Here is a 19,875-nt window from a genome sequence, read left to right as displayed (position 1 = left end):
GCGGGGGATCCCGCCGTTATTCCTCGTCCTCCTCGGCATCCAGGAGTTCCATGTTGAGGCCGAGGCCGCGGACTTCCTTCACCAGAACGTTGAAGCTTTCGGGCACACCGGCCTCGAAATTGTCCTCGCCCTTGACGATCGACTCGTAGACCTTGGTCCGGCCTGCCACGTCGTCCGACTTTACGGTCAGCATCTCCTGCAGGGTATAGGCCGCGCCATAGGCTTCCAGCGCCCAGACTTCCATCTCGCCGAAGCGCTGGCCGCCGAACTGCGCCTTGCCGCCCAGAGGCTGCTGCGTGACAAGGCTGTAAGGCCCGGTCGAGCGCGCGTGGATCTTGTCGTCCACAAGGTGATGCAGCTTCATCAGGTACTTGACCCCAACGGTGACCGGACGGCTGAACTGCTCGCCGGTGCGCCCGTCGAACAGAACCGACTGGCCGCTTTCGTCAAACCCGGCACGCCGCAGCGCATCGTTGACGTCAGCTTCCTTGGCCCCATCGAACACAGGTGTTGCAATCGGAACGCCCTTTGTGACGTTACCGGCCGCTTCCACCAGATGGGTCTCATCCATGTCGACAATGCCTTCGTCGTAGACATCGTCGCCATAGGCGATCTTCATCGCCTCACGCACCGGTGTCAGGTCACCCGAGCGGCGGTATTCCTGCAGGGCCTCATCGATCTTGATGCCAAGGCCGCGCGCGGCCCACCCCATATGGGTTTCAAGAATCTGACCGACATTCATACGCGACGGCACACCCAGCGGGTTCAGACAGAAATCTACCGGCGTACCATCGGCAAGGAACGGCATGTCCTCGATCGGCACAACCTTCGAAATCACGCCCTTGTTGCCGTGACGGCCCGCCATCTTGTCGCCCGGCTGAAGCTTGCGCTTCACCGCGATGAAGACCTTGACCATCTTCATCACACCCGGCGGCAGATCGTCGCCGCGACGCACCTTTTCGACCTTGTCCTCGAAGCGGGCTTCCAGCGTGCGCTTCTGCGCCTCGTACTGTTCGTTCAGCGCCTCGACGATCTGGGCATCCTTCTCATCCTTGAGAGCCAGCTGCCACCACTGACCCTTGGTCAGCGTCTCCAGAAGCTCTTCGGTGATCTCGGAGTTGGACTTGACGCCCTTGGGGCCTTTCACGGCCACCTTGCCAAGGATCAGGGACTTCAGACGCGCATAGATGTTGCGATCCAGAATCCCCAGCTCGTCGTCGCGGTCACGGGCCAGACGCTCGACTTCCTCGCGCTCGATTTGCAGCGCGCGTTCGTCCTTTTCAACGCCGTGACGGTTGAACACCCGAACTTCCACGACCGTGCCGTAATCGCCTGGCTTCACGCGCAGCGACGTGTCACGCACATCGCTCGCCTTTTCGCCAAAGATCGCGCGCAGCAGCTTTTCCTCAGGGGTCATCGGGCTTTCACCCTTGGGGGTGATTTTGCCCACAAGAATATCGCCCGGCTCCACGTCGGCGCCGATATAGACGATACCCGCTTCGTCGAGGTTGCGCAGCGCTTCCTCGCCCACGTTCGGAATATCGCGGGTGATCTCTTCCGGCCCGAGCTTGGTGTCGCGGGCGGCCACTTCGAATTCCTCGATATGAATCGACGTGAACACGTCATCCCGTGCGATCCGCTCGGAAATCAGGATCGAGTCCTCGAAGTTGTAGCCATTCCACGGCATGAAGGCCGTGACCACGTTCTTGCCAAGCGCCAGTTCCCCCATGTCGGTGGACGGGCCATCGGCGATCACTTCGCCTTTCTGAACCAGGTCCCCCACCTTCACCAGCGGCCGCTGGTTGATACAGGTGTTCTGGTTGGAGCGCTGGAACTTGCGCATCCGGTAGATATCTACACCCGGATCGCCGATTTCCAGATCCTCGGTCGCACGCACAACGATACGGGCCGCATCGACCTGGTCGATGATACCAGCGCGCTTGGCCATGATCGACGCGCCCGAATCCCGGGCGACAACACCCTCGATCCCGGTGCCGATCAGCGGCGCTTCCGAACGCAGCGTCGGCACGGCCTGACGCTGCATGTTCGAGCCCATCAAAGCGCGGTTGGCGTCATCGTTTTCCAGGAACGGAATAAGCGACGCCGCGACCGACACCAACTGCTTGGGGCTCACGTCGATCAGGTCAACGCTTTCGTTCGGGGCCAACATGTATTCGCCGGACTGACGAGTCGAGACGAGATCGTTCACGAACCGGCCTGCGTCATCCAGCTTGGCGTTCGCCTGGGCCACGGTGTGACGCATTTCCTCGGTCGCGGACATATACACCACGTCATCGGTGACTTGTCCGCTGTTCACCTTGCGATACGGCGTTTCGATGAAACCGTATTTGTTGACCCGGGCAAAGGTCGCAAGGCTGTTGATCAGACCGATGTTCGGACCTTCGGGTGTCTCGATCGGGCACATCCGGCCATAGTGGGTCGGGTGCACGTCGCGCACTTCGAAGCCTGCGCGCTCGCGCGTCAGACCGCCCGGCCCAAGCGCCGACAGGCGCCGCTTGTGGGTGACTTCCGACAGCGGGTTGGTCTGGTCCATGAACTGCGACAGCTGGCTGGACCCGAAGAATTCACGCACGGCCGCCGCGGCAGGCTTGGCATTGATCAGATCCTGCGGCATCACCGTGTCGATCTCGACCGAGGACATGCGCTCCTTGATCGCGCGCTCCATGCGCAGCAGGCCAACGCGATACTGGTTTTCCATCAGTTCGCCGACCGAGCGCACCCGACGGTTGCCGAGGTGGTCGATATCGTCGATGTCGCCCTTGCCGTCGCGCAGCTCAACCAGCGCCTTGATGCAGGCCACGATATCTTCACGGTCCAGCGTGCGCTGCGTGTCGGGCTTGTCGAGGGCCAGACGCATGTTCATCTTGACCCGTCCCACGGCGCTCAGATCGTAACGTTCGGCGTCGAAAAACAGCGTGTCGAACAGGGCCGATGCGGCCTCTTCGGTGGGCGGTTCACCGGGACGCATCACGCGGTAGATGTCCATGAGCGCGGTTTCGCGGTTCATGTTCTTGTCCATCGCCACGGTGTTGCGGATGTAGGCGCCGACATTGATGTTGTCGATGTCGAGAACCGGAATATCGGTGATCCCGGCATCCAGCAATTCCTTGACCGATCCACCGATGATGTCACCGTCCTTGTCGCGCTCGATCGTCAACTCGTCGCCGGCCTCGACATAGATCGCGCCGGTTTCCTCGTTGATGATGTCCCGTGCCACGAACTTGCCGGCGATCTGCTCGAACGGCATCAGCAACTCACTGACATTGCCGTCGTCGATCAGCTTCTTGACCGCGCGCGGGGTGATCTTCTTGCTGGCTTCGGCGATCACTTCGCCGGTCTTGGCGTCGACCAGATCAAAGGTCGGGCGCGTGCCGCGCACGCGTTCCGGGAAGAACTTGGAGACCCAGCCCTTGTTCTTCTTCAACTTGTAATCGACCGTATCATAATAGGCATCCATGATGCCTTCCTGATCCATACCAAGCGCATAGAGCAGCGTCGTCACCGGCAGTTTGCGGCGACGGTCGATGCGGGCATAGACGTGATCCTTGGCGTCGAATTCGAAATCCAGCCACGAGCCGCGATAGGGGATGATGCGGCAGGCGAACAGCAGCTTGCCCGAGCTATGGGTCTTGCCCTTGTCGTGATCGAAGAACACGCCCGGGCTGCGATGCATCTGGCTGACGATGACGCGCTCTGTGCCGTTCACGATGAATGTGCCATTCGGCGTCATCAGGGGCATGTCGCCCATGAAAACGTCCTGTTCCTTGATGTCCTTGACCGACTTGGCGCCGGTATCCTCGTCCACATCGAACACGATCAGACGCAGGGTGACCTTCAACGGCGCGCTATAGGTCATGTCGCGCTGCATACATTCTTCGACGTCGTATTTCGGACGCTCGAGATCATAGCCGACGAATTCCAGCACGCTGGTTTCGTTGAAATCCTTGATCGGGAATACCGACTGGAAGACACCCTTGATGCCTTCGCCGTCCAGCGGTTTGGGCTGGTCGCCGGATTTCAGGAAAAGATCATACGAGGATTTCTGAACCTCGATGAGGTTCGGCATATCGAGAACTTCGCGAATTTTGCCGAAATATTTCCGCAAACGCTTCTGGCCAAGGAAGGTCTGAGCCATGTGTCTGGTCACCTTTCGTTTCTCACCGGTCGCACCTGCTGTCGGGCCACAGCAGCACGCCCATCCGAGATGGCGGGTTCGATCCATTCCCGGCCTCTGTCCCACCAGAAGCCTCCCGATCGTGAAAACCTCGCCTTAGAAAACCCCCGACAAATCAGGGCCTTGCTGAGACAGGTTCGGCTGGGCCCGGAAATCCGGACCCAGCCTGTGATGTGACGCCAGGTTGCCCTGGCAAACCGATTACTTGAGCTCGACTTCTGCGCCAGCTTCTTCAAGCTTCTTCTTGATCTCTTCGGCTTCATCCTTGGAGACCTGCTCCTTGACGGCCTTGCCACCGGCTTCGACCAGGTCCTTGGCTTCTTTCAGGCCCAGACCGGTGATTGCCCGGACTTCCTTGATCACGTTGATCTTGGACGCGCCTGCCGACTTCAGGATGACGTCGAATTCGGTCTGCTCTTCAGCTGCCGCAGCACCTGCGTCGCCAGCCGGACCAGCCATCATCACGGCGCCGCCAGCGGCGGGCTCGATGCCATACTCGTCTTTCAGGATGGTTTTCAGTTCCTGTGCTTCGAGAAGCGTCAGTCCAACGATCTCTTCAGCAAGTTTTTTCAGATCAGCCATTGTTCAGCTCTTTCCGTTTTAAGATGTGTTCCAACGTCGGGCATTCCCCAAACGCGAATATTCCAGTTGCTCGCTTAAGCAGCTTCCGCCTTCTCTTCGATGGTCGAAAGGATGCTCGCGATGTTAGAAGCAGGGGCGCCAATCGCACCGGCGATGTTCGAAGCGGGTGCGCCCAGCATGCCAGCGATCTGAGCAAGAAGCTCTTCGCGCGACGGCATGTCGGACACGGCTTTGACACCGGCACGGTCCAGCGGATCCGATCCCATCGCACCGCCGAGGATCTCGAATTTCGAGTTGTCCTTGGCGAAACCCTCTGCCACCTTGGCGGCGGACACAGGATCTTCCGAATAAGTCAGAACCGTCATACCCGTGAGATAGCCAGCAATGCTTTCGCAAGGCTTGCCCTCAAGGGCGATCTTGGCGAGCCTGTTCTTGGCGACGCGAACGGAAGCTTCGGCCGCGCGGGCGCGCGCACGAAGATCCTGCATCTCGGCAACTGTAAGACCCGCGTAGTGGGCAACCACTACGACGCCAGAGCTTTCAAAGATTTGGCCGAGTTCCTCGACCACTTTCTCTTTCTGGGCTCTATCCACAGTTTCACTCCAGTATTGGGGGTCTCCCCCCGGCTCAGTTGTGGCGGGTCTCCCCGCCGTTCGGGTCCAAAGTCAGGGTCCCGAGGCCAAGATCACCCGAAGGCTTGCACCTTCGTTGAATCTCATCTCGTTCCCCATCTCAGGAAGGAATTACAGAGCTTGCGCCCAACCCTCCATCTCGGACAGGACGAGGCCGGTTGCGGCCCCGCCATTCACGCCGGCCCATTGGGCCGACGCAAATCTCATTCCGACGCCGCGTTCGAGACGTCGATGCTAACACCCGGACCCATGGTCGAGGTCAGCGAAATCTTCTTCATGTAGGTGCCCTTGGCACCTGCCGGCTTGGCCTTGGCCACGGCCGTCACGAAGGCACGCACGTTTTCCACCAGCTTGGCATCGTCAAACGATGCCTTGCCGACACCGGCATGCACGACACCGGCCTTTTCGGCCTTGAACTGGACTTCACCGCCCTTGGCGGCCTTGACGGCGTCGCCCACGTCCATGGTCACGGTGCCGACCTTGGGGTTCGGCATCAGGTTGCGCGGGCCAAGCACCTTGCCCAGACGGCCGACGATCGGCATCATGTCCGGGGTTGCGATGCAGCGATCGAAATCGATCTTGCCGCCCTGAATGGTTTCCATCAGGTCTTCGGCGCCCACGATATCGGCACCTGCGGCCTGCGCTTCTTCGGCCTTGGCGCCACGGGCGAACACGGCAACGCGCACATCCTTGCCGGTGCCGTTCGGCAGGCCGACTACACCGCGGACCATCTGGTCAGCGTGGCGCGGATCGACGCCGAGATTCATCGAAATCTCGACCGTTTCATCGAATTTCGCGTTTGCGTTGGCCTTGATCAGCGCAACGGCTTCCTCGACGCTGAGGTTTTCCTTGCCGGCGAATGCCTCGCGTGCGGCGCGGGTGCGTTTTCCAAGCTTTGCCATCTTACTTCACCTCGATGCCCATGGAACGCGCGGAGCCGAGGATGATTTTCATCGCGGCGTCAACATCGTTCGCGTTCAGGTCTTTCCACTTGGCTTCGGCGATCTCACGCACCTGCTTGGTGGACACTGTGCCAGCGGTCGCGCGGCCCGGCGTATTGGACCCGGACTGCAGCTTTGCGGCCTTCTTGAGGTAGTACGACGCCGGCGGCGTCTTGATGTCCATCTCGAAAGACTTGTCCTGGTAATAGGTAATCACGGTCGGGCACGGCGCACCGGGCTCCATGTCCTGCGTCTTGGCGTTGAACGCCTTGCAGAATTCCATGATGTTGATGCCACGCTGACCGAGCGCCGGGCCCACCGGGGGGGACGGGGTCGCTTTGCCTGCTGGCACTTGCAGCTTCATCTTGCCTGCGAGTTTCTTGGCCATCTGGCCTCTCCTTCTTTCCAACTCCCGTCAGGGCGCGCCCCTCGGGGTCTCAGTCGTGTGGTCCGGTCCGGGCGCCGCGGCGCCCTCGCCTCCCACGGCTCACACATCAGGTCTGTTTGGTGACCTGCGTGAATTCCAGTTCGACCGGGGTTTCCCGACCAAAGATCGACACCGTCACCTTGAGGCGCTGGTTGTCTTCGTCCACTTCCTCGACCATGCCGTCGAAATCCTCGAACGGACCGTCATTCACCTTCACCCGCTCACCGATCTCGTAATGGATCAGAGTGCGCGGCGATTCCTCGCCTTCCTGAACGCGGTTCAGAATGGCATTGACCTCGGCATCGCGCATCGGCATCGGGCGGCCCTGCGGACCAAGAAAGCCGGTCACCCGGTTGATCGAATTGACGAGGTGATAACCACGGTCCGACATTTCCATATGGACCAGCACATAGCCGGGCATGAAACGGCGCTCGGTTGTCACCTTCTTGCCGCGCCGCACCTCGATCACCTCTTCGGTGGGGACCAGAACCTCGTCGATTTCCTCTTCGAGCCCCTGTTCGGCAACGGATTGTCTGATCTGCTCGGCGATCCTCTTTTCGAAATTCGAGAGAACACTGACCGAGTACCACCGTTTCGCCATGTCCGACCCATGCCCTTGTCGCTGCCGGCCATTCGACCGTTATTCTAGAATTCCTTCCGGATATGAACCCGGAGGTCTCGAAACAAAAATCGGCGCGCAACCCGAATCGCCGCGCGCCATATTCCGAAGTGACCTGCGGCTTACCCGTGATCGCTTGCGGTTTCAAGGGCGAAGGCGCACTTTTCTCGCCCGTCACACCGTCTTGCGAAGGCCTGTCAGCCGAATATCGACAGCAAGCCCTGCAGCCCGCTGCGAATACCAAGATCGACCAGCGCGAAGAAGACCGCTGTCAGGGCCGCCATGATGAACACCATGACCGTGGTCAACAGAACCTCGCGGCGGGTGGGCCAGACCACTTTCGCCACTTCTGCGCGGACCTGCTGAATGAACTGAAGCGGATTTGTGCGTGCCATGGGCGCTGTCTACTTTCCTGTGCCGGTTGACGGGCGACATACTCGGGCGGGCGCGCGAATTCAAGGGGCCATGCTCCGGCAGCATGCAGCCATGTGGCGCTGCTGCTCTGGCTCAGTCGTTGCGGATCTCTCTGGCCAGTCGCTCGAACGGGTCCGGCGCATCCTGCAGCGTTGTGCCGTTCGATCCCGAGAGATCGGGCAAGGCCAGCCGTTCGGCCCAGCTTTCGGGCAGATGGTCCAGCAGCATGTCCCATTGCAGAGCCAGCGCATCCGCCTTCGCGCGCAACGTCTCGGCGCGTTTCGGACGGCGCGCCTGGAATTTTCGCCAGCTTACGGCGCTGATTTCCGCGATCCGCTCATGTCCGACGGTCAAATAGGCGATGACAGCCAGAACAATCGGAACCCCGATCACGGCGAGAACAAGACCCGGTTTCCAGATCAGCAAAAGCGCGAACCCCATCGCCAGGACGGAACCACGTCCGAGCCTGATGCCCCGCGCCAGTCCGACCATGCGTTTTGTCTGGCCTTGGCTCGTGCCCATCGGTGTTTCAGCTTGCCGTGGCTCAGCCTGCACCGGGGTGAGCCGGTCAAGATGGTCCCGCTCGGTCTCGTCAAAAACCGCCTCTTGCCATTGCTGTCTCCGGACACATGCTTTCTTTTGCATCTTTGCCTTTATTTTGCCCGTGACTTCTGTCTCTGCGGGCGCAAGGTCGGGCAAACAATCCGCCCCGGTTTTCCGCATTTCTTCGACCATAAAATCGCGGACAATCCGCTCGGCCGCATCCTGTCCGGCAAGCGTCTCACCACCGTCCGCGACATGGCTGCGCCTGTCGGAGGCTTGTGCAAAAGGTGCAGGCTGGTCTGTGTGCGTAATGCGCACGGATGCATGGTTTGTCATGACAACACTCACTAAACTCCGCGCCCCCACGCAGAAAATACCCTTGTGATCTTATTCACATGGCTTTTGAGACTTGAGAATGGCGGAAATCCGTCAGGAATGCGGCCCGGCAGAAAACCTCCACGGCGCATCCGAACTTCATAAGCTATGACAGAAAATGTGGTTTGGCAGGGGCAGCAGGGCTCGAACCCGCGACCTACGGTTTTGGAGACCGTCGCTCTACCAGCTGAGCTATACCCCTACGCCAAGCGCCGGATTAAGCCACCTTACGCCGGGAATCAAGCCGCCTTCTTCGGAATTTCTTCATCGCGTCCTGGCGCTCGGTCCGGCGGCCCTTTCAGGCCGCCGATCGGGCGGTATAATTTGGACTTTGCACAACGCCCTTGTCGAAAAGCTGTGCGATCTCGGTATCGGTCAAACGCGCCACATCACCCAGAATTTCCTCGGTATGCTGGCCCAGTTCCGGCGCCGGCACCGGCTTGATCCTCGGCTTGGCCGAAAACTCGCCGGGATAGCCCGGCACCGGGAATCGGCCAAGCCCCGGCTGATCCAGCATCGAGAACATCGGGTTGGCCTCGCTCAGATCGGGGTCCTCGCGCACCGCTTGCTTCACACTGCGGAAGATCGACCATGTCAGGCCACGCGCCTCGAACTGCTCGGCGAACTCCTCGACCCTTCGCGCTGCGAACCAGGGCCGGAGGATCTCGGTAATCTCGTGGCGCAGTTCCCAACGCACGCCTTCATCCTCAAGATCGCGGCCCGTGCGCTTGGCCAGCCGGTCCATTGCATCTCCGGTGCCGGTCACCTTCACCAGCCCCGCCCATTGCCGCCCCGTCAGCCCGATCACCATGACCCGCCGCCCGCAGGCGCATTCAAAATCCTGTCCATACGCGCCATAGAGCGCGTTGCCGGATTTGCCGCGTTCCGTCTGATTGACGAGCGCATCGCCAATCATGCCCAGATGGCCGATGGTGGCCGCCGCGACATCCTTCAGCGCGATCTCCACATCCTGGCCCTCGCCCTCTCGCAGGCGGTGACGCTCGGCCGCAAGAAGCGCCGACACCACCATGTTTCCCGCGATCAGATCCCATGCCGGAAGTGCGCTGGCCACGGGCGCGTCATGGCCTTCGGGACCGGTCATCTCGGGGATGCCAAGTGCTGGATTGACCGTATAATCCACCTGCGGGCGGCCATGTCGGTCACCCATCAGCGTGACCATGATCAGGTCGCGCCGATACTGGCTGAGCGTTTCGTAATCCATCCAGCCGCGCACCCTCAGATTGGTCAGGAACATGCCCGCATCCTTTCCGGGGGCGGTGATGATCCGGGTGACCAGCTCTTTGCCTTCGGGGCTGCGCATATCCACCGCGACCGATTTCTTGCCCTTGTTCAGCCCCGCCCAGAACAGGCTGCGCCCGGAGGGGGCCAGTGGCCAGCGCCCCGCGTCCAGTCCGCCTTCAATCCGGTCAAAGCGGATCACCTCGGCCCCCATCTGCGCCAGCGTCATTCCCGCCAGCGGCACCGCCACAAAAGCCGAGCCTTCGACCACCCGCATTCCGTTGAGCAACCTGTTCATACCGTTTCCTCCCAAATGGCTGTGGCCTGCATGCCCTGATGCCCTTGCTGGCCGGTGCAGAGCAGTACCGCGCCGGTCTCGTCCTCGGTGCCCATGATGTCCAGATCGCGGCTTTCGCCGGGGCTCAGGAACACCGGATGCACGGCGCGGAAATCGAAATGGCTGGGTCGTCGGCCCTTGTACTGACACGCCGCCTGGATAAGCCAGGTCGCCTGCATCGGCCCGTGCACCACAAGACCGGGGTAATGCTCGACCTCTTGCGCATAGGGCAGATCATAGTGAATGCGGTGCGCGTTGAAAGTCAGCGCCGAATACCGGAACAAGAGCGCCTCGCTCAACCGGATCTGTTTGTGCAGCGCCGGACGCTCCGGCAGCGGGCGGGCAGCGGGCGGGCGGAATCTGTCTGGGATGTCGAGATAGACGATATCCTGCCGCTCTTCGATCGCAAGACCCTGTTCGCCGTAAATCCGGTGATCGACCGAAACCAGAACCATCGGCCCGGTCTTGCCTTCCTTTTCAACCACGCTGCGGATGAAAGATCGCTTTGTCAGCCGTTCTCCCACTCTGAGCGGCGCGCCGAAGCTCAGCGCCCCACTGGCCCACATCCGCCGTTCCAGACGGACCGGCGGCAGGAAATCCCCAAGCGCCGGGTGACCGTCGCGCGACAGCTCCGCCAAGGGGGCCGTGGGATTGAACGCACACCAGTGCCACAGCGGCTCCAGCACGTCACCCATCGCCGGCGGTCTGCTGCCCGGCGTCCCGAGAGTTGCATGGATCTGCGCGGCCTGAGCAGGCGATATACACCCCTCCTGAAGCTCCGTACGGCCTTCCCAGGCCCTGACATTCAATTGATCCATCCGCGTCTCCCCGACTTCTGCGCAAAGAGTGACGGAATGCTGAAAAAAGTCAAGTTTTCAATGACTTAGCGGAATACCATCGTATGCAGATGGCGATCTCGCACCTGCAGAAACATCCGGCTTGCCATTGTTTTGCATCACTAATCCGTCCCTTCGGCACGGCGCCTTGGCCTGCCGAATATCCCGGTTTCTGCATGTGAAAACACCACCCGCGGACAGGATCGCACCTGCGACATCTTGACGGATCGGGCCTGATATCCCCCGAATCCTCGGCGCGTGGCGCCCTTATGCGCCGGTCCAAGCAAAAGGGGCGCCCCGAAGGACGCCCCCTGCAATACCTATTGGATCCCGATCACTCGAGGATTTTGGACACGACGCCGGCGCCGACGGTACGGCCACCTTCGCGGATCGCGAAGCGCAGGCCGTCTTCCATGGCGATCGGTGCGATCAGCTCGACGGTGAACTTCAGGTTGTCGCCCGGCATCACCATTTCGGTGCCCGCAGGAAGCTCGACCGTGCCGGTCACGTCCGTCGTGCGGAAGTAGAACTGCGGACGGTAGTTGGCGAAGAACGGCGTGTGACGGCCACCCTCTTCCTTGGTCAGGATATACGCCTCGGCCTCGAACTTCGTGTGCGGCTTCACCGAACCCGGCTTGCACAGAACCTGACCACGCTCGACCGCCTCACGGTCGATACCGCGCAGCAGCGCGCCGATGTTGTCGCCAGCCTCACCGCGATCCAGCAGCTTGCGGAACATCTCGACGCCCGTGCAGGTCGTCTTCTGCGTCGCCTTGATGCCGACGATCTCAAGCTCGTCGCCCACATTCACAACGCCACGCTCGACACGGCCGGTCACAACCGTACCACGGCCCGAGATCGAGAACACGTCTTCGATCGGCATCAGGAACGGCTTGTCCACGGCGCGCTCCGGCGTCGGGATATACTCGTCCACAGCCGCCAGCAGCGCGCGGATCGAGTTCTCGCCGATCTCGGGATCGCGGCCTTCCATCGCCGCCAGCGCCGAGCCCTTGATCACGGGGATGTCGTCGCCCGGATAGTCATACGAGGTCAGAAGCTCGCGGATTTCCATTTCCACCAGTTCCAGCAGTTCCTCGTCATCGACCTGGTCGACCTTGTTCATGTAGACGACCATGTACGGAATGCCGACCTGACGACCCAGCAGGATGTGCTCGCGCGTCTGCGGCATCGGGCCGTCGGCCGCGTTCACCACCAGGATCGCGCCGTCCATCTGCGCCGCGCCGGTGATCATGTTCTTCACATAGTCCGCGTGGCCGGGGCAGTCGACATGCGCATAGTGGCGCGTGTCGGTCTCGTATTCCACATGCGCGGTCGAGATCGTGATCCCGCGGGCCTTCTCCTCGGGCGCGCCGTCAATCTGGTCATATGCCCGAAAATCGCCGAAATACTTCGTGATCGCCGCCGTCAGTGTCGTCTTGCCGTGGTCAACGTGACCAATCGTGCCGATGTTCACATGCGGTTTCGTGCGGTCAAACTTTTCCTTTGCCATGTCTCCGGGCGCCTTGTTCAGTTGGGGGGCCATCCGGCCCGTTTGATGCTCCGCGCGCCATTTATTGGCTTGCGGGGTGAAAATCAAGCAGTTCGTGCGGGGGTCGCGCCATCACTCGGCGACAGGTGTTTCGCCACTGTCTTCCTCAGGCGCCACATCGCTCTCGTCGCTGGCGGGTTCGGGTGTCTCGCCGGGTGTTTCCAAGGCGGCTTGCGCCGCTTCGGCGGCCTCGATCGCCTGCAGCGCGGAGAGCGCCTCGGCGCGGCCCTGCTCACCGCCTTCGAACCAGCCCTTCTCGGCATTCTCGCGCACCAGCCAGTTCTGGATCAGCTTGGCGGCATTGCGGCTGAGATTGCGCATCTGCTGCGCCTTGGTCTGCGTCAGGCCCGAGCCCAGCATGGTGCGGGGCGACATGCTTTCGACCACCGTCACCTGATGCGGCTCCGCGTTCAGCTTCTCCTGCTTGGCATCGTCCCAGACGGTGACCCGCAAGATCAGGGCCGAGCGCGGCGACGCCACCAACGGCAGGCCCGGTATCGCCAGCACATAGCCTTCGACGCTGATGCCCAGATGATAAAGACGGGTGCCCTCGTAGCGTCCGAACCGTTCGTCGATGGCGCTGGTCATCGCCTCGATCCACTCCTCCTCGGTGGCCTCGCGCGACACCGGCCCCCGCGTCAGATTGGGCGCCACCACGACGTTATGCGCCAGATTGAAATCCCCAAGATAAACCGGCGCTTCATCCAGATCATCGGGATTGGTGCAGGCCGCAACGATCGTCATCATGGCCAGCATGGCAAAAAGGCGCAGCATCTTCGTCCCCCTCAGGTCATCTTTGCGCCCCATACCCCACGCGCCCCTCATGCGCAACGATTTGGGCGGCGCGTTGCCCGGCACCCGGCGCCACCTCTATTCCCATGGACACCGTTTGAGGACGCCATGATCCCGACCGATATCTCGTTGCCCGTCCATGTCCCGCTGGTGGATGAGCAGATGGGCATCCTCGCAAGCCTTCAGGCCTCGCGCCGCAACATTCTGGGCATCATTCCACGCCTCGCCACGACCGAGCCGATCGTCTCGGGCCGAACCGGCAAGCGCTGGCACATGGTGATGGAGCCTACGGCGATCCGCCGAATGCTTCTGGAAGAGGTCGACAACTATCCCAAGTCAGTCATCACCAAGGCGCTCTTGCGCCCCGCGATCGGAGAGTCGCTCTTCATCGCCGAAGGCGCGCATTGGCGGTGGCAGCGGCGCACGGCAGCGCCCGTGTTTTCGCATCGCAACGTCATGAACCTCGCGCCCATCATGAGCGCCGCCGCTGAACGCAGTTGCGCCCGGATCATTACCGCCGGTCCACGTGCCGTCGACATGGCCGCGGACATGGTGCGCACCACCTTCGACGTGATCGCCGATGTGACCTTTTCGGGCGATGGCGGCTTTGCGGCGGACGCCGTGCACAAGGGGATCGACGCCTATATCGCGCAGGCGGGCAAGATCTCGTTGTTCGACATCTTGGGCTTTCCCGACTGGGTGCCGCGTCCGGGGCGGGTGATGTCGGGCGATGCCGTGGCCCAAATGAAACGCGTCGCCGACGAAGCGATCGAAGCCCGCCGGGCGCGCAGCCAGACCGAGCCAGACGCCGTGCCGGATCTCCTTGATCTTCTGATGGATGGCGCAGACCCAAAAACCGGGCGGCGCATGACCACCGCCGAGCTGCGCGACAACCTGCTGACCTTCATCGTCGCCGGCCACGAAACGACCGCGCTGACCCTCGGCTGGTCGCTCTATCTGTGCGCCTTCGACCAGAGCGTGCAGGACCGCGCCCGCGCCGAGGCGCAATCGGTGCTACAGGGCCGCGCCGCCACCGGCGACGATCTGGCCCGCCTGCCCTTCATCCGCCAGATCATCGACGAGGCGCTGCGCCTTTATCCGCCTGCAGGTGTCGTGTCGCGCAGCGCGATGCAGCATGACACGCTGTGCGGAACCGAGGTGCGCCCCGGCGACACCGTGATGATCCCGATCTATGCGCTACACCGCAACAGCCGCCTGTGGGAGCATCCGGACAGCTTCAAACCCGAGCGGTTCGCGGATCGCAAGGCGATCGACCGTTACGCCTATCTGCCTTTCGGCGACGGGCCGCGCATCTGCATCGGCGCCAGCTTCGCCCTTCAGGAGGCGGTCATCATCCTTGCCACGCTGCTGTCGCGCTTTCGGTTCACGCGCGTGCCGGGCCGCGATCCGGACCCAGTCATGATCCTGACCCTGCGCCCCGAAGGCGGCGTCTGGCTCGAGGCGGAACCGATGCCGCAGCCGTGACGCGCCATCAGTCGCAGATCGCCTGCAGCGCCTGCCAGTCCTGATCCCCAAGCACGGGCATGGTGGACCCTTGAGCATCGGCATTCCGGCGCGCCGCCTCGGCAAGGTCGGCGCTTGGCGGATGGCTTGCCAGATACTCGGGCAGGCTCAGGCCCTCTCCTTCCATCTCACCGATATGGTCGAAGAACTCGGCCATCCCGTCGCTGTCCACCCGGGCCGCGTTCAGCATCTCCAAAGCGAACTGGTCCGCTCTGGTCTCGGCCTCGCGGCTATAGCTCGACTGGATCAGCTGCTCGCCGAGGAAGACCGCAAAGGCGCCGCCGGTGACATCCCCCAGCACCATCGACAAGATCCCCGCCGATCCCGCCGCGCGCAGCGCATGGCGCGTGGCGTCGCGCCGTTCCACATGGCCGATCTCATGGGCCAGCACGGCGGCCACGGCATCGGGGCCGCTGGCCTCGTCCAGCAATCCGCGCAGGATCACCACCTGACCTCCGGGCGCGGCGAATGCATTGACCATCTCGTGATCGAACACCCTGAGCTGCAGATCATACTGCAGGTCCCGGCCCTCTGTCAGCCGCGTGAGCATCCGCGACAGCGCCGCATGCCCCGCCGGATCATCGCAGGTCAGCCCATCTTCGCGCCCTGCCCCAAGCGCCTGTTCCAGCTGCGCGGTCACCGCCTTGCCGAAGGCGATCTCGCGCTCGATGGGGATCAGGTCTGCCATCGTGTCGGCCATGCGCGGCAGGATCACGAACAGGATCAGCCCCACGGCCGCCACCGCCAACGCACCGCGCCGGACGATCCGTCCCCATGTGCCGGGGTGCAGGTCGCGCTTGTCCAGATCGGGGCACAGACGGCGCAGCCGCGAGATGGTGCCCGGATCATTCACCGTCAGCCGCGCGGGATCCCGCGGCGCCTCGTCATCGGTTGCCGCGTGCAACATCAGGGTCAGCCCGCCCTTGCGCGCCTGGTCCCGTTGCGCGCGCAGCCGTGCGAAGGGCCAGTGATGCGGGCCATCCCCAAGGGTCGGGCCATCGAACACCAGCTGCCCGCCCACCTCGTCCAGCACCAGTTCAACCGCGTGCCGCCCGGCACTTTGCCCATCGAAATAACGTGCCGCCACACCCGGCATCAGATCGCGCCGCCCACATCCAGCGCATCGGCGAAACCTTCGGCATCCGCGCCGGTGTCATGGCCGCGCTGCTCGATATAATCCAACTCGTCGGCATTGCGGATCGTGACCGCCTCGACCACCTGATGGATGATCGGCTGCAGGATCCAGACCAGCACCAGCGATGCCGAGACCGCATAGGCCAGAAGATACAGCGCCCCGATCGCCACCACGGCGATGAACACCGCGCCTTCTCCCAGCATTACCGCAGGCACCAGCATGAACATCACCGCCGCCCCCAGCCCACCGAAGATCAGCACCGTGATAATTCCGACCATCAGACCGCCCAGGAACACCGTCGACACGATGGGCGTCGCACGGATGTGCAGCTCGAACCAGATGTTGCCGTCCAGAATCTTGTTCTCGGTCAGGTAGATGAACGCTTTCACCCGGTAAACGACGATGCCCACCAGCAACCACACGAAGCCAAGCACCGCCACCGCGCCACCGCTCTCCGGCTGGCCCAGAAGCCCCGCCACCATGCCGCCCCCGATCATGATGAACAGACCGGCATAGATATGGCTCATCGCCGGCAGCAGGGCAGTCCACCGCCCCCCCTGTTGAAACGGCGCGTCTCCGTACCAGCTTCGGTCGGTCATATAGCGCTCCAGCCGCCATGTCTGCCATGGCAGCAAAAGCCCAAGCGACAGGATCGTCAGCAGCCAGTGCCCCATCGCCCGAAACGCATAGCCCCATGCGCCTTTCTCGGCGCCAAAGCGGATACCCCGCCAACGGGTGCGCGCCAGCTTGTAGCGCCGCACGCGGTATTGCGCGAAAAAGATCAGCGGCAGGACCGCGACGAAGGTGATGGAAAACGCCAGCGATTGCAGCATCGCCTGTTCCGGTGTCTGCGGCTCACCCAACAGCGTCAGGCCGAAATAGAACAGGATCATCTGCACCACGCCCAGATACACGGCCAGAAGCACCACTGCCATCAGAAAGCCCAGGAATTTCTCAAGCCCGGTGCCGGTATATTCGAAACTGTCGCGCCCGTCGCTGATCGACGACCAGACATAGCGCCTGATGCGCGTTCTGGCCCAGAACCGGTAAATTCCCAATGTCACCGTGGTCAGCAGCGCCGTCACGACGGCAAGCCGCAGAAGCGCGCCGCGCTCTCCGTCATACTGCCCGTGCAGGACCTTTTCGGGCTCTGCCATCGTCTGCGTCGCCATATCGTTACCTCTCGCGTTGCACTCGCACCCGTTGTGGCTCAGGCGGTTCGACACGTTCGGGATATCCCGAATTTTGGCAAAGTTTATGGCAACAGAGCGGCGATTCGCGGGAAAATCAGGTGAAGCGATTGTCCCTCGGGAAGCCCCTTGGGGCCATGCGGCCCGCGCTCGCGCGCTTGCCTGTCCACTCGGCCAGATCGGTCTCGCTGCGGGTGCGGCCCGCCGGATCATGCCAGCTCAACCCGTCGGCCAAGGCAAAGGTGGTCGCGTCGCTCAGCCCGCCATCCTTGTATTTCTGCAACCGGACTCCCTTACCGCGCCCCATCTCGGGCAGCTCATCCAGCGCAAAGATCAGCACCTTGCGGTTTTCGCCGACGCAGGCCACGTGATCGCCCTCAACCTTGGTGCAGACCTTCGCGCGCACATCGTCGCGCACGTTCAGCACCTGTTTGCCGCTGCGGGTCTGGGCCACGACCTCGTCCTCGGGCACCACGAAACCGTCGCCCGCGCTTGACGCCACCAACAGCTTGGCGCCGGGGCGATGGATGAACAGATCGACGATCTCGGCCTCGTTGGGCAGATCCACCATCAGGCGCAGCGGCTCGCCCATGCCGCGCCCGCCGGGCAGGTTGGCGGCACTCAACGTGTAGAACCGTCCGTTGGTGCCGAACACCAGAAGCCGGTCGGTGGTTTCGGCATGGAACACGAAACGCCCCTCGTCGCCATCCTTGAACTTCAACTCCCGGCTCAGGTCGATATGACCCGACATCGCCCGGATCCATCCCATCTTCGAGCACACCACCGTGATCGGCTCCCGGTCGATCATCGCCTCCAGCGGCACCTCCTCAACCTCTCCGGCCTCGGCGAACTGGGTACGGCGCACACCCACATTCTTGCCATCCAGCACGTAGTCGCGCCCGAATGTCTTCTTGACCTGCCGCAGCTGCTCCGAGATCGCATCCCATTGCAGCGTCTCGTCCTCCAGCAGATCCTCAAGCCCCGCGCGCTCTTCCATCAGGGTGTCGCGCTCGCGCACCAGCGCATCCTCCTCCAGCCGCCGCAAGCTGCGCAGGCGCATGTTCAGGATCGCTTCGGCCTGCACATCCGACAGCCCGTTCTCGCGGCCCGCATAGCTGTGCGGCACCTCGCGCGGGGTGGCGGCGGTGCTTTCCGCCAGAACGCCCATCGCCTCGGCCTCGGGATCCGCGATTAGCACCAGCTGCGCGATATCCACACCCTCCAGCGGCGAGCGGTAGTCGGCTTCGGTCATCGCCCGGCTCAACGAGGCCTGATGCGGCGTGCTCCAGTCCTCATACATGAGCGCGACCTTGGGATCGTCGTCATAGCGGATGATCTCGATCACCCGGTCGAGGTTCAGAAAGGCGGTAATCAGCCCCTGCAAAACCTCCAGCCGGTTGTCGATCTTGGCCATCCGGTGCCGCGACCGCCGCTCCAGCACCTCGCGCCGAAAATCCAGAAACGCGCGCAGCACCTCCTTGAGCGAACAGACCTTGGGCGTCACCCCGTCGATCAGCACGTTCATGTTCAGGCTGAAGCGCACTTCCAGGTCGGAATTACGATAGAGCATACCCATCAGCACCTCGGGGTCCACGTTCTTGGACCTCGGTTCCAGCACCATGCGCACGTCATCGGCGCTTTCATCGCGAATATCCGCGAGGATCGGCACCTTCTTGGTCTGGATCACCTCGGCCAGCTTTTCCACCAGCTTGGATTTCTGCACCTGATAGGGGATCTCGGTGACAACGATCTGCCACTGGCCCCGGCCCAGATCCTCGACCTCCCATTTACAGCGCAGCCGGAACGCGCCGCGCCCGGTGCGATAGGCCTGCGCGATATTCTCGCGCGGCTCCACGATCACGCCACCGGTCGGGAAATCCGGTCCGGGAATGTAATTGAGCAGCGTATCGTCGCGCGCATCGGGCACCTTGATCAGATGCAGACAGGCATCCACCAGTTCCGAGATGTTATGCGGCGGAATGTTGGTCGCCATACCGACCGCGATCCCCGACGAGCCATTGGCCAGCAGGTTGGGAAAGGACGCCGGCAGCACGATCGGCTCGCGCAGCGTGCCGTCGTAATTGTCCCGGTAATCGACCGCGTTCTCGTTCAGCCCGTCCAGCAGCGCCTCGGCCACCGCCGTCATGCGCGCTTCGGTGTAGCGGCTGGCGGCAGGGTTGTCGCCGTCGATATTGCCGAAATTGCCCTGACCGTCCACCAGCGGGTAACGCACCGCGAAATCCTGCGCCAGACGCGCCATCGCATCATAAATTGCGGCATCGCCATGCGGGTGATAATTGCCCATCACGTCGCCGCTGATCTTGGCGGATTTGCGGAAGCCCCCGGTGCTCGACAGGCGCAGCTCGCGCATTGCATACAGGATGCGCCGATGGACCGGCTTCAGGCCGTCACGCGCATCGGGCAGCGCGCGATGCATGATCGTGCTCAGCGCATAGGTTAGATACCGCTCGCCAATCGCGCGGCGCAGCGGCTCTGCGAATTCGGTTGCGGGCTCGGCCCCGTCGTCGATCAGGTCGCTCATGCT

General features: G+C 62.4%; 16 protein-coding genes and 1 tRNA gene. 1 reads left to right on the top strand and 16 read right to left on the bottom strand.

Translation table 11 applies throughout. The features are described from left to right. Nucleotides 1-16: 16 nt before the first annotated feature. The 13 genes from rpoB to RAZWK3B_RS05330 form a co-directional block, all read right to left on the bottom strand. Nucleotides 17-4,156 (bottom strand): DNA-directed RNA polymerase subunit beta, encoded by a 4,140-nt coding sequence (gene rpoB, locus RAZWK3B_RS05390; RefSeq protein ID WP_007812960.1) that lies wholly within the window; start codon nt 4,154-4,156, stop codon nt 17-19. 240 nt (nt 4,157-4,396) lie between these two features. Beyond that, on the bottom strand, nt 4,397-4,777 hold the full coding sequence (gene rplL, locus RAZWK3B_RS05385) for a 50S ribosomal protein L7/L12 (RefSeq protein ID WP_007812958.1): 381 nt from the start codon (nt 4,775-4,777) through the stop codon (nt 4,397-4,399). 74 nt (nt 4,778-4,851) lie between these two features. Next, nucleotides 4,852-5,370 (bottom strand): 50S ribosomal protein L10, encoded by a 519-nt coding sequence (rplJ, locus tag RAZWK3B_RS05380; protein WP_037295094.1) that lies wholly within the window; start codon nt 5,368-5,370, stop codon nt 4,852-4,854. A gap of 242 nt (nt 5,371-5,612) precedes the next feature. Further along, nucleotides 5,613-6,311, bottom strand: a complete 699-nt coding sequence (rplA, locus tag RAZWK3B_RS05375) for a 50S ribosomal protein L1 (RefSeq protein WP_007812954.1) — start codon at nt 6,309-6,311, stop codon at nt 5,613-5,615. A gap of 1 nt (nt 6,312) precedes the next feature. Continuing rightward, the gene (gene rplK / locus RAZWK3B_RS05370) at nt 6,313-6,738 is read right to left on the bottom strand and encodes a 50S ribosomal protein L11 (protein ID WP_007812952.1); all 426 of its coding nucleotides are present in this window, start codon (nt 6,736-6,738) and stop codon (nt 6,313-6,315) included. A gap of 106 nt (nt 6,739-6,844) precedes the next feature. Further along, the gene (gene nusG, locus RAZWK3B_RS05365; protein WP_007812948.1) at nt 6,845-7,378 is read right to left on the bottom strand and encodes a transcription termination/antitermination protein NusG; all 534 of its coding nucleotides are present in this window, start codon (nt 7,376-7,378) and stop codon (nt 6,845-6,847) included. 215 nt (nt 7,379-7,593) lie between these two features. Continuing rightward, the gene (gene secE, locus RAZWK3B_RS05360) at nt 7,594-7,791 is read right to left on the bottom strand and encodes a preprotein translocase subunit SecE (RefSeq protein ID WP_007812946.1); all 198 of its coding nucleotides are present in this window, start codon (nt 7,789-7,791) and stop codon (nt 7,594-7,596) included. 112 nt (nt 7,792-7,903) lie between these two features. After that, nucleotides 7,904-8,455, bottom strand: a complete 552-nt coding sequence (locus RAZWK3B_RS05355; RefSeq protein WP_157132157.1) for a hypothetical protein — start codon at nt 8,453-8,455, stop codon at nt 7,904-7,906. A gap of 399 nt (nt 8,456-8,854) precedes the next feature. Beyond that, a tRNA-Trp gene (locus RAZWK3B_RS05350) sits at nt 8,855-8,930 on the bottom strand. Nucleotides 8,931-9,026: 96 nt separating this feature from the next. Beyond that, the gene (locus RAZWK3B_RS05345) at nt 9,027-10,265 is read right to left on the bottom strand and encodes a CoA transferase (protein WP_007812942.1); all 1,239 of its coding nucleotides are present in this window, start codon (nt 10,263-10,265) and stop codon (nt 9,027-9,029) included. Next, nucleotides 10,262-11,122, bottom strand: a complete 861-nt coding sequence (locus RAZWK3B_RS05340) for an HTD2 family dehydratase (protein ID WP_037295093.1) — start codon at nt 11,120-11,122, stop codon at nt 10,262-10,264. Before RAZWK3B_RS05340 ends, RAZWK3B_RS05345 begins: the two co-directional genes overlap by 4 nt. A 352-nt stretch (nt 11,123-11,474) precedes the next feature. Continuing rightward, nucleotides 11,475-12,650, bottom strand: coding sequence for an elongation factor Tu (gene tuf / locus RAZWK3B_RS05335; RefSeq protein ID WP_007817140.1), 1,176 nt, complete (start codon nt 12,648-12,650; stop codon nt 11,475-11,477). Nucleotides 12,651-12,761: 111 nt separating this feature from the next. After that, on the bottom strand, nt 12,762-13,463 hold the full coding sequence (locus tag RAZWK3B_RS05330) for a hypothetical protein (protein ID WP_050774191.1): 702 nt from the start codon (nt 13,461-13,463) through the stop codon (nt 12,762-12,764). A gap of 126 nt (nt 13,464-13,589) precedes the next feature. On the opposite strand from RAZWK3B_RS05330, the gene RAZWK3B_RS05325 reads away from it, so the two are divergent. After that, complete coding sequence (locus tag RAZWK3B_RS05325) at nt 13,590-14,966, top strand: cytochrome P450 (RefSeq protein ID WP_007812935.1); 1,377 nt, start codon at nt 13,590-13,592, stop codon at nt 14,964-14,966. A 7-nt stretch (nt 14,967-14,973) separates the two neighbouring features. On the opposite strand, the gene RAZWK3B_RS05320 is transcribed toward RAZWK3B_RS05325, so the two are convergent. From RAZWK3B_RS05320 to RAZWK3B_RS05310, 3 genes are all read right to left on the bottom strand, one after another. Further along, nucleotides 14,974-16,101, bottom strand: coding sequence for a M48 family metallopeptidase (locus RAZWK3B_RS05320; RefSeq protein ID WP_007812933.1), 1,128 nt, complete (start codon nt 16,099-16,101; stop codon nt 14,974-14,976). Continuing rightward, the gene (locus RAZWK3B_RS05315) at nt 16,101-17,312 is read right to left on the bottom strand and encodes a DUF898 family protein (RefSeq protein WP_007812932.1); all 1,212 of its coding nucleotides are present in this window, start codon (nt 17,310-17,312) and stop codon (nt 16,101-16,103) included. Before RAZWK3B_RS05315 ends, RAZWK3B_RS05320 begins: the two co-directional genes overlap by 1 nt. A 115-nt stretch (nt 17,313-17,427) precedes the next feature. Next, nucleotides 17,428-19,872 (bottom strand): DNA topoisomerase IV subunit A, encoded by a 2,445-nt coding sequence (locus RAZWK3B_RS05310; RefSeq protein ID WP_007812930.1) that lies wholly within the window; start codon nt 19,870-19,872, stop codon nt 17,428-17,430. Between the last annotated feature and the right edge of the window lie 3 nt (nt 19,873-19,875).

It is taken from the genome of Roseobacter sp. AzwK-3b (genome assembly GCF_000170875.1).
GTDB lineage: Bacteria > Pseudomonadota > Alphaproteobacteria > Rhodobacterales > Rhodobacteraceae > Roseovarius > Roseovarius litoreus.
The sequence above is the reverse complement of the archived record's forward strand: the minus strand, read 5'-3'. Positions and strand labels throughout refer to the sequence as shown.

Excerpts from the sequence above, each read along its gene's own strand:
- rpoB (WP_007812960.1), bottom strand. The coding sequence starts at position 4,156 with ATGGCTCAGACCTTCCTTGGCCAGAAGCGTTTGCGGAAATATTTCGGC.
- tuf (WP_007817140.1), bottom strand. The coding sequence starts at position 12,650 with ATGGCAAAGGAAAAGTTTGACCGCACGAAACCGCATGTGAACATCGGC.
- rplK (WP_007812952.1), bottom strand. The coding sequence starts at position 6,738 with ATGGCCAAGAAACTCGCAGGCAAGATGAAGCTGCAAGTGCCAGCAGGC.
- RAZWK3B_RS05330 (WP_050774191.1), bottom strand. The coding sequence starts at position 13,463 with ATGCTGCGCCTTTTTGCCATGCTGGCCATGATGACGATCGTTGCGGCC.
- RAZWK3B_RS05315 (WP_007812932.1), bottom strand. The coding sequence starts at position 17,312 with ATGGCGACGCAGACGATGGCAGAGCCCGAAAAGGTCCTGCACGGGCAG.
- secE (WP_007812946.1), bottom strand. The coding sequence starts at position 7,791 with ATGGCACGCACAAATCCGCTTCAGTTCATTCAGCAGGTCCGCGCAGAA.
- nusG (WP_007812948.1), bottom strand. The coding sequence starts at position 7,378 with ATGGCGAAACGGTGGTACTCGGTCAGTGTTCTCTCGAATTTCGAAAAG.
- rplL (WP_007812958.1), bottom strand. The coding sequence starts at position 4,777 with ATGGCTGATCTGAAAAAACTTGCTGAAGAGATCGTTGGACTGACGCTT.
- RAZWK3B_RS05340 (WP_037295093.1), bottom strand. The coding sequence starts at position 11,122 with ATGGATCAATTGAATGTCAGGGCCTGGGAAGGCCGTACGGAGCTTCAG.
- rplA (WP_007812954.1), bottom strand. The coding sequence starts at position 6,311 with ATGGCAAAGCTTGGAAAACGCACCCGCGCCGCACGCGAGGCATTCGCC.
- RAZWK3B_RS05320 (WP_007812933.1), bottom strand. The coding sequence starts at position 16,101 with ATGCCGGGTGTGGCGGCACGTTATTTCGATGGGCAAAGTGCCGGGCGG.
- RAZWK3B_RS05345 (WP_007812942.1), bottom strand. The coding sequence starts at position 10,265 with ATGAACAGGTTGCTCAACGGAATGCGGGTGGTCGAAGGCTCGGCTTTT.
- RAZWK3B_RS05355 (WP_157132157.1), bottom strand. The coding sequence starts at position 8,455 with ATGCAAAAGAAAGCATGTGTCCGGAGACAGCAATGGCAAGAGGCGGTT.
- RAZWK3B_RS05325 (WP_007812935.1), top strand. The coding sequence starts at position 13,590 with ATGATCCCGACCGATATCTCGTTGCCCGTCCATGTCCCGCTGGTGGAT.
- RAZWK3B_RS05310 (WP_007812930.1), bottom strand. The coding sequence starts at position 19,872 with ATGAGCGACCTGATCGACGACGGGGCCGAGCCCGCAACCGAATTCGCA.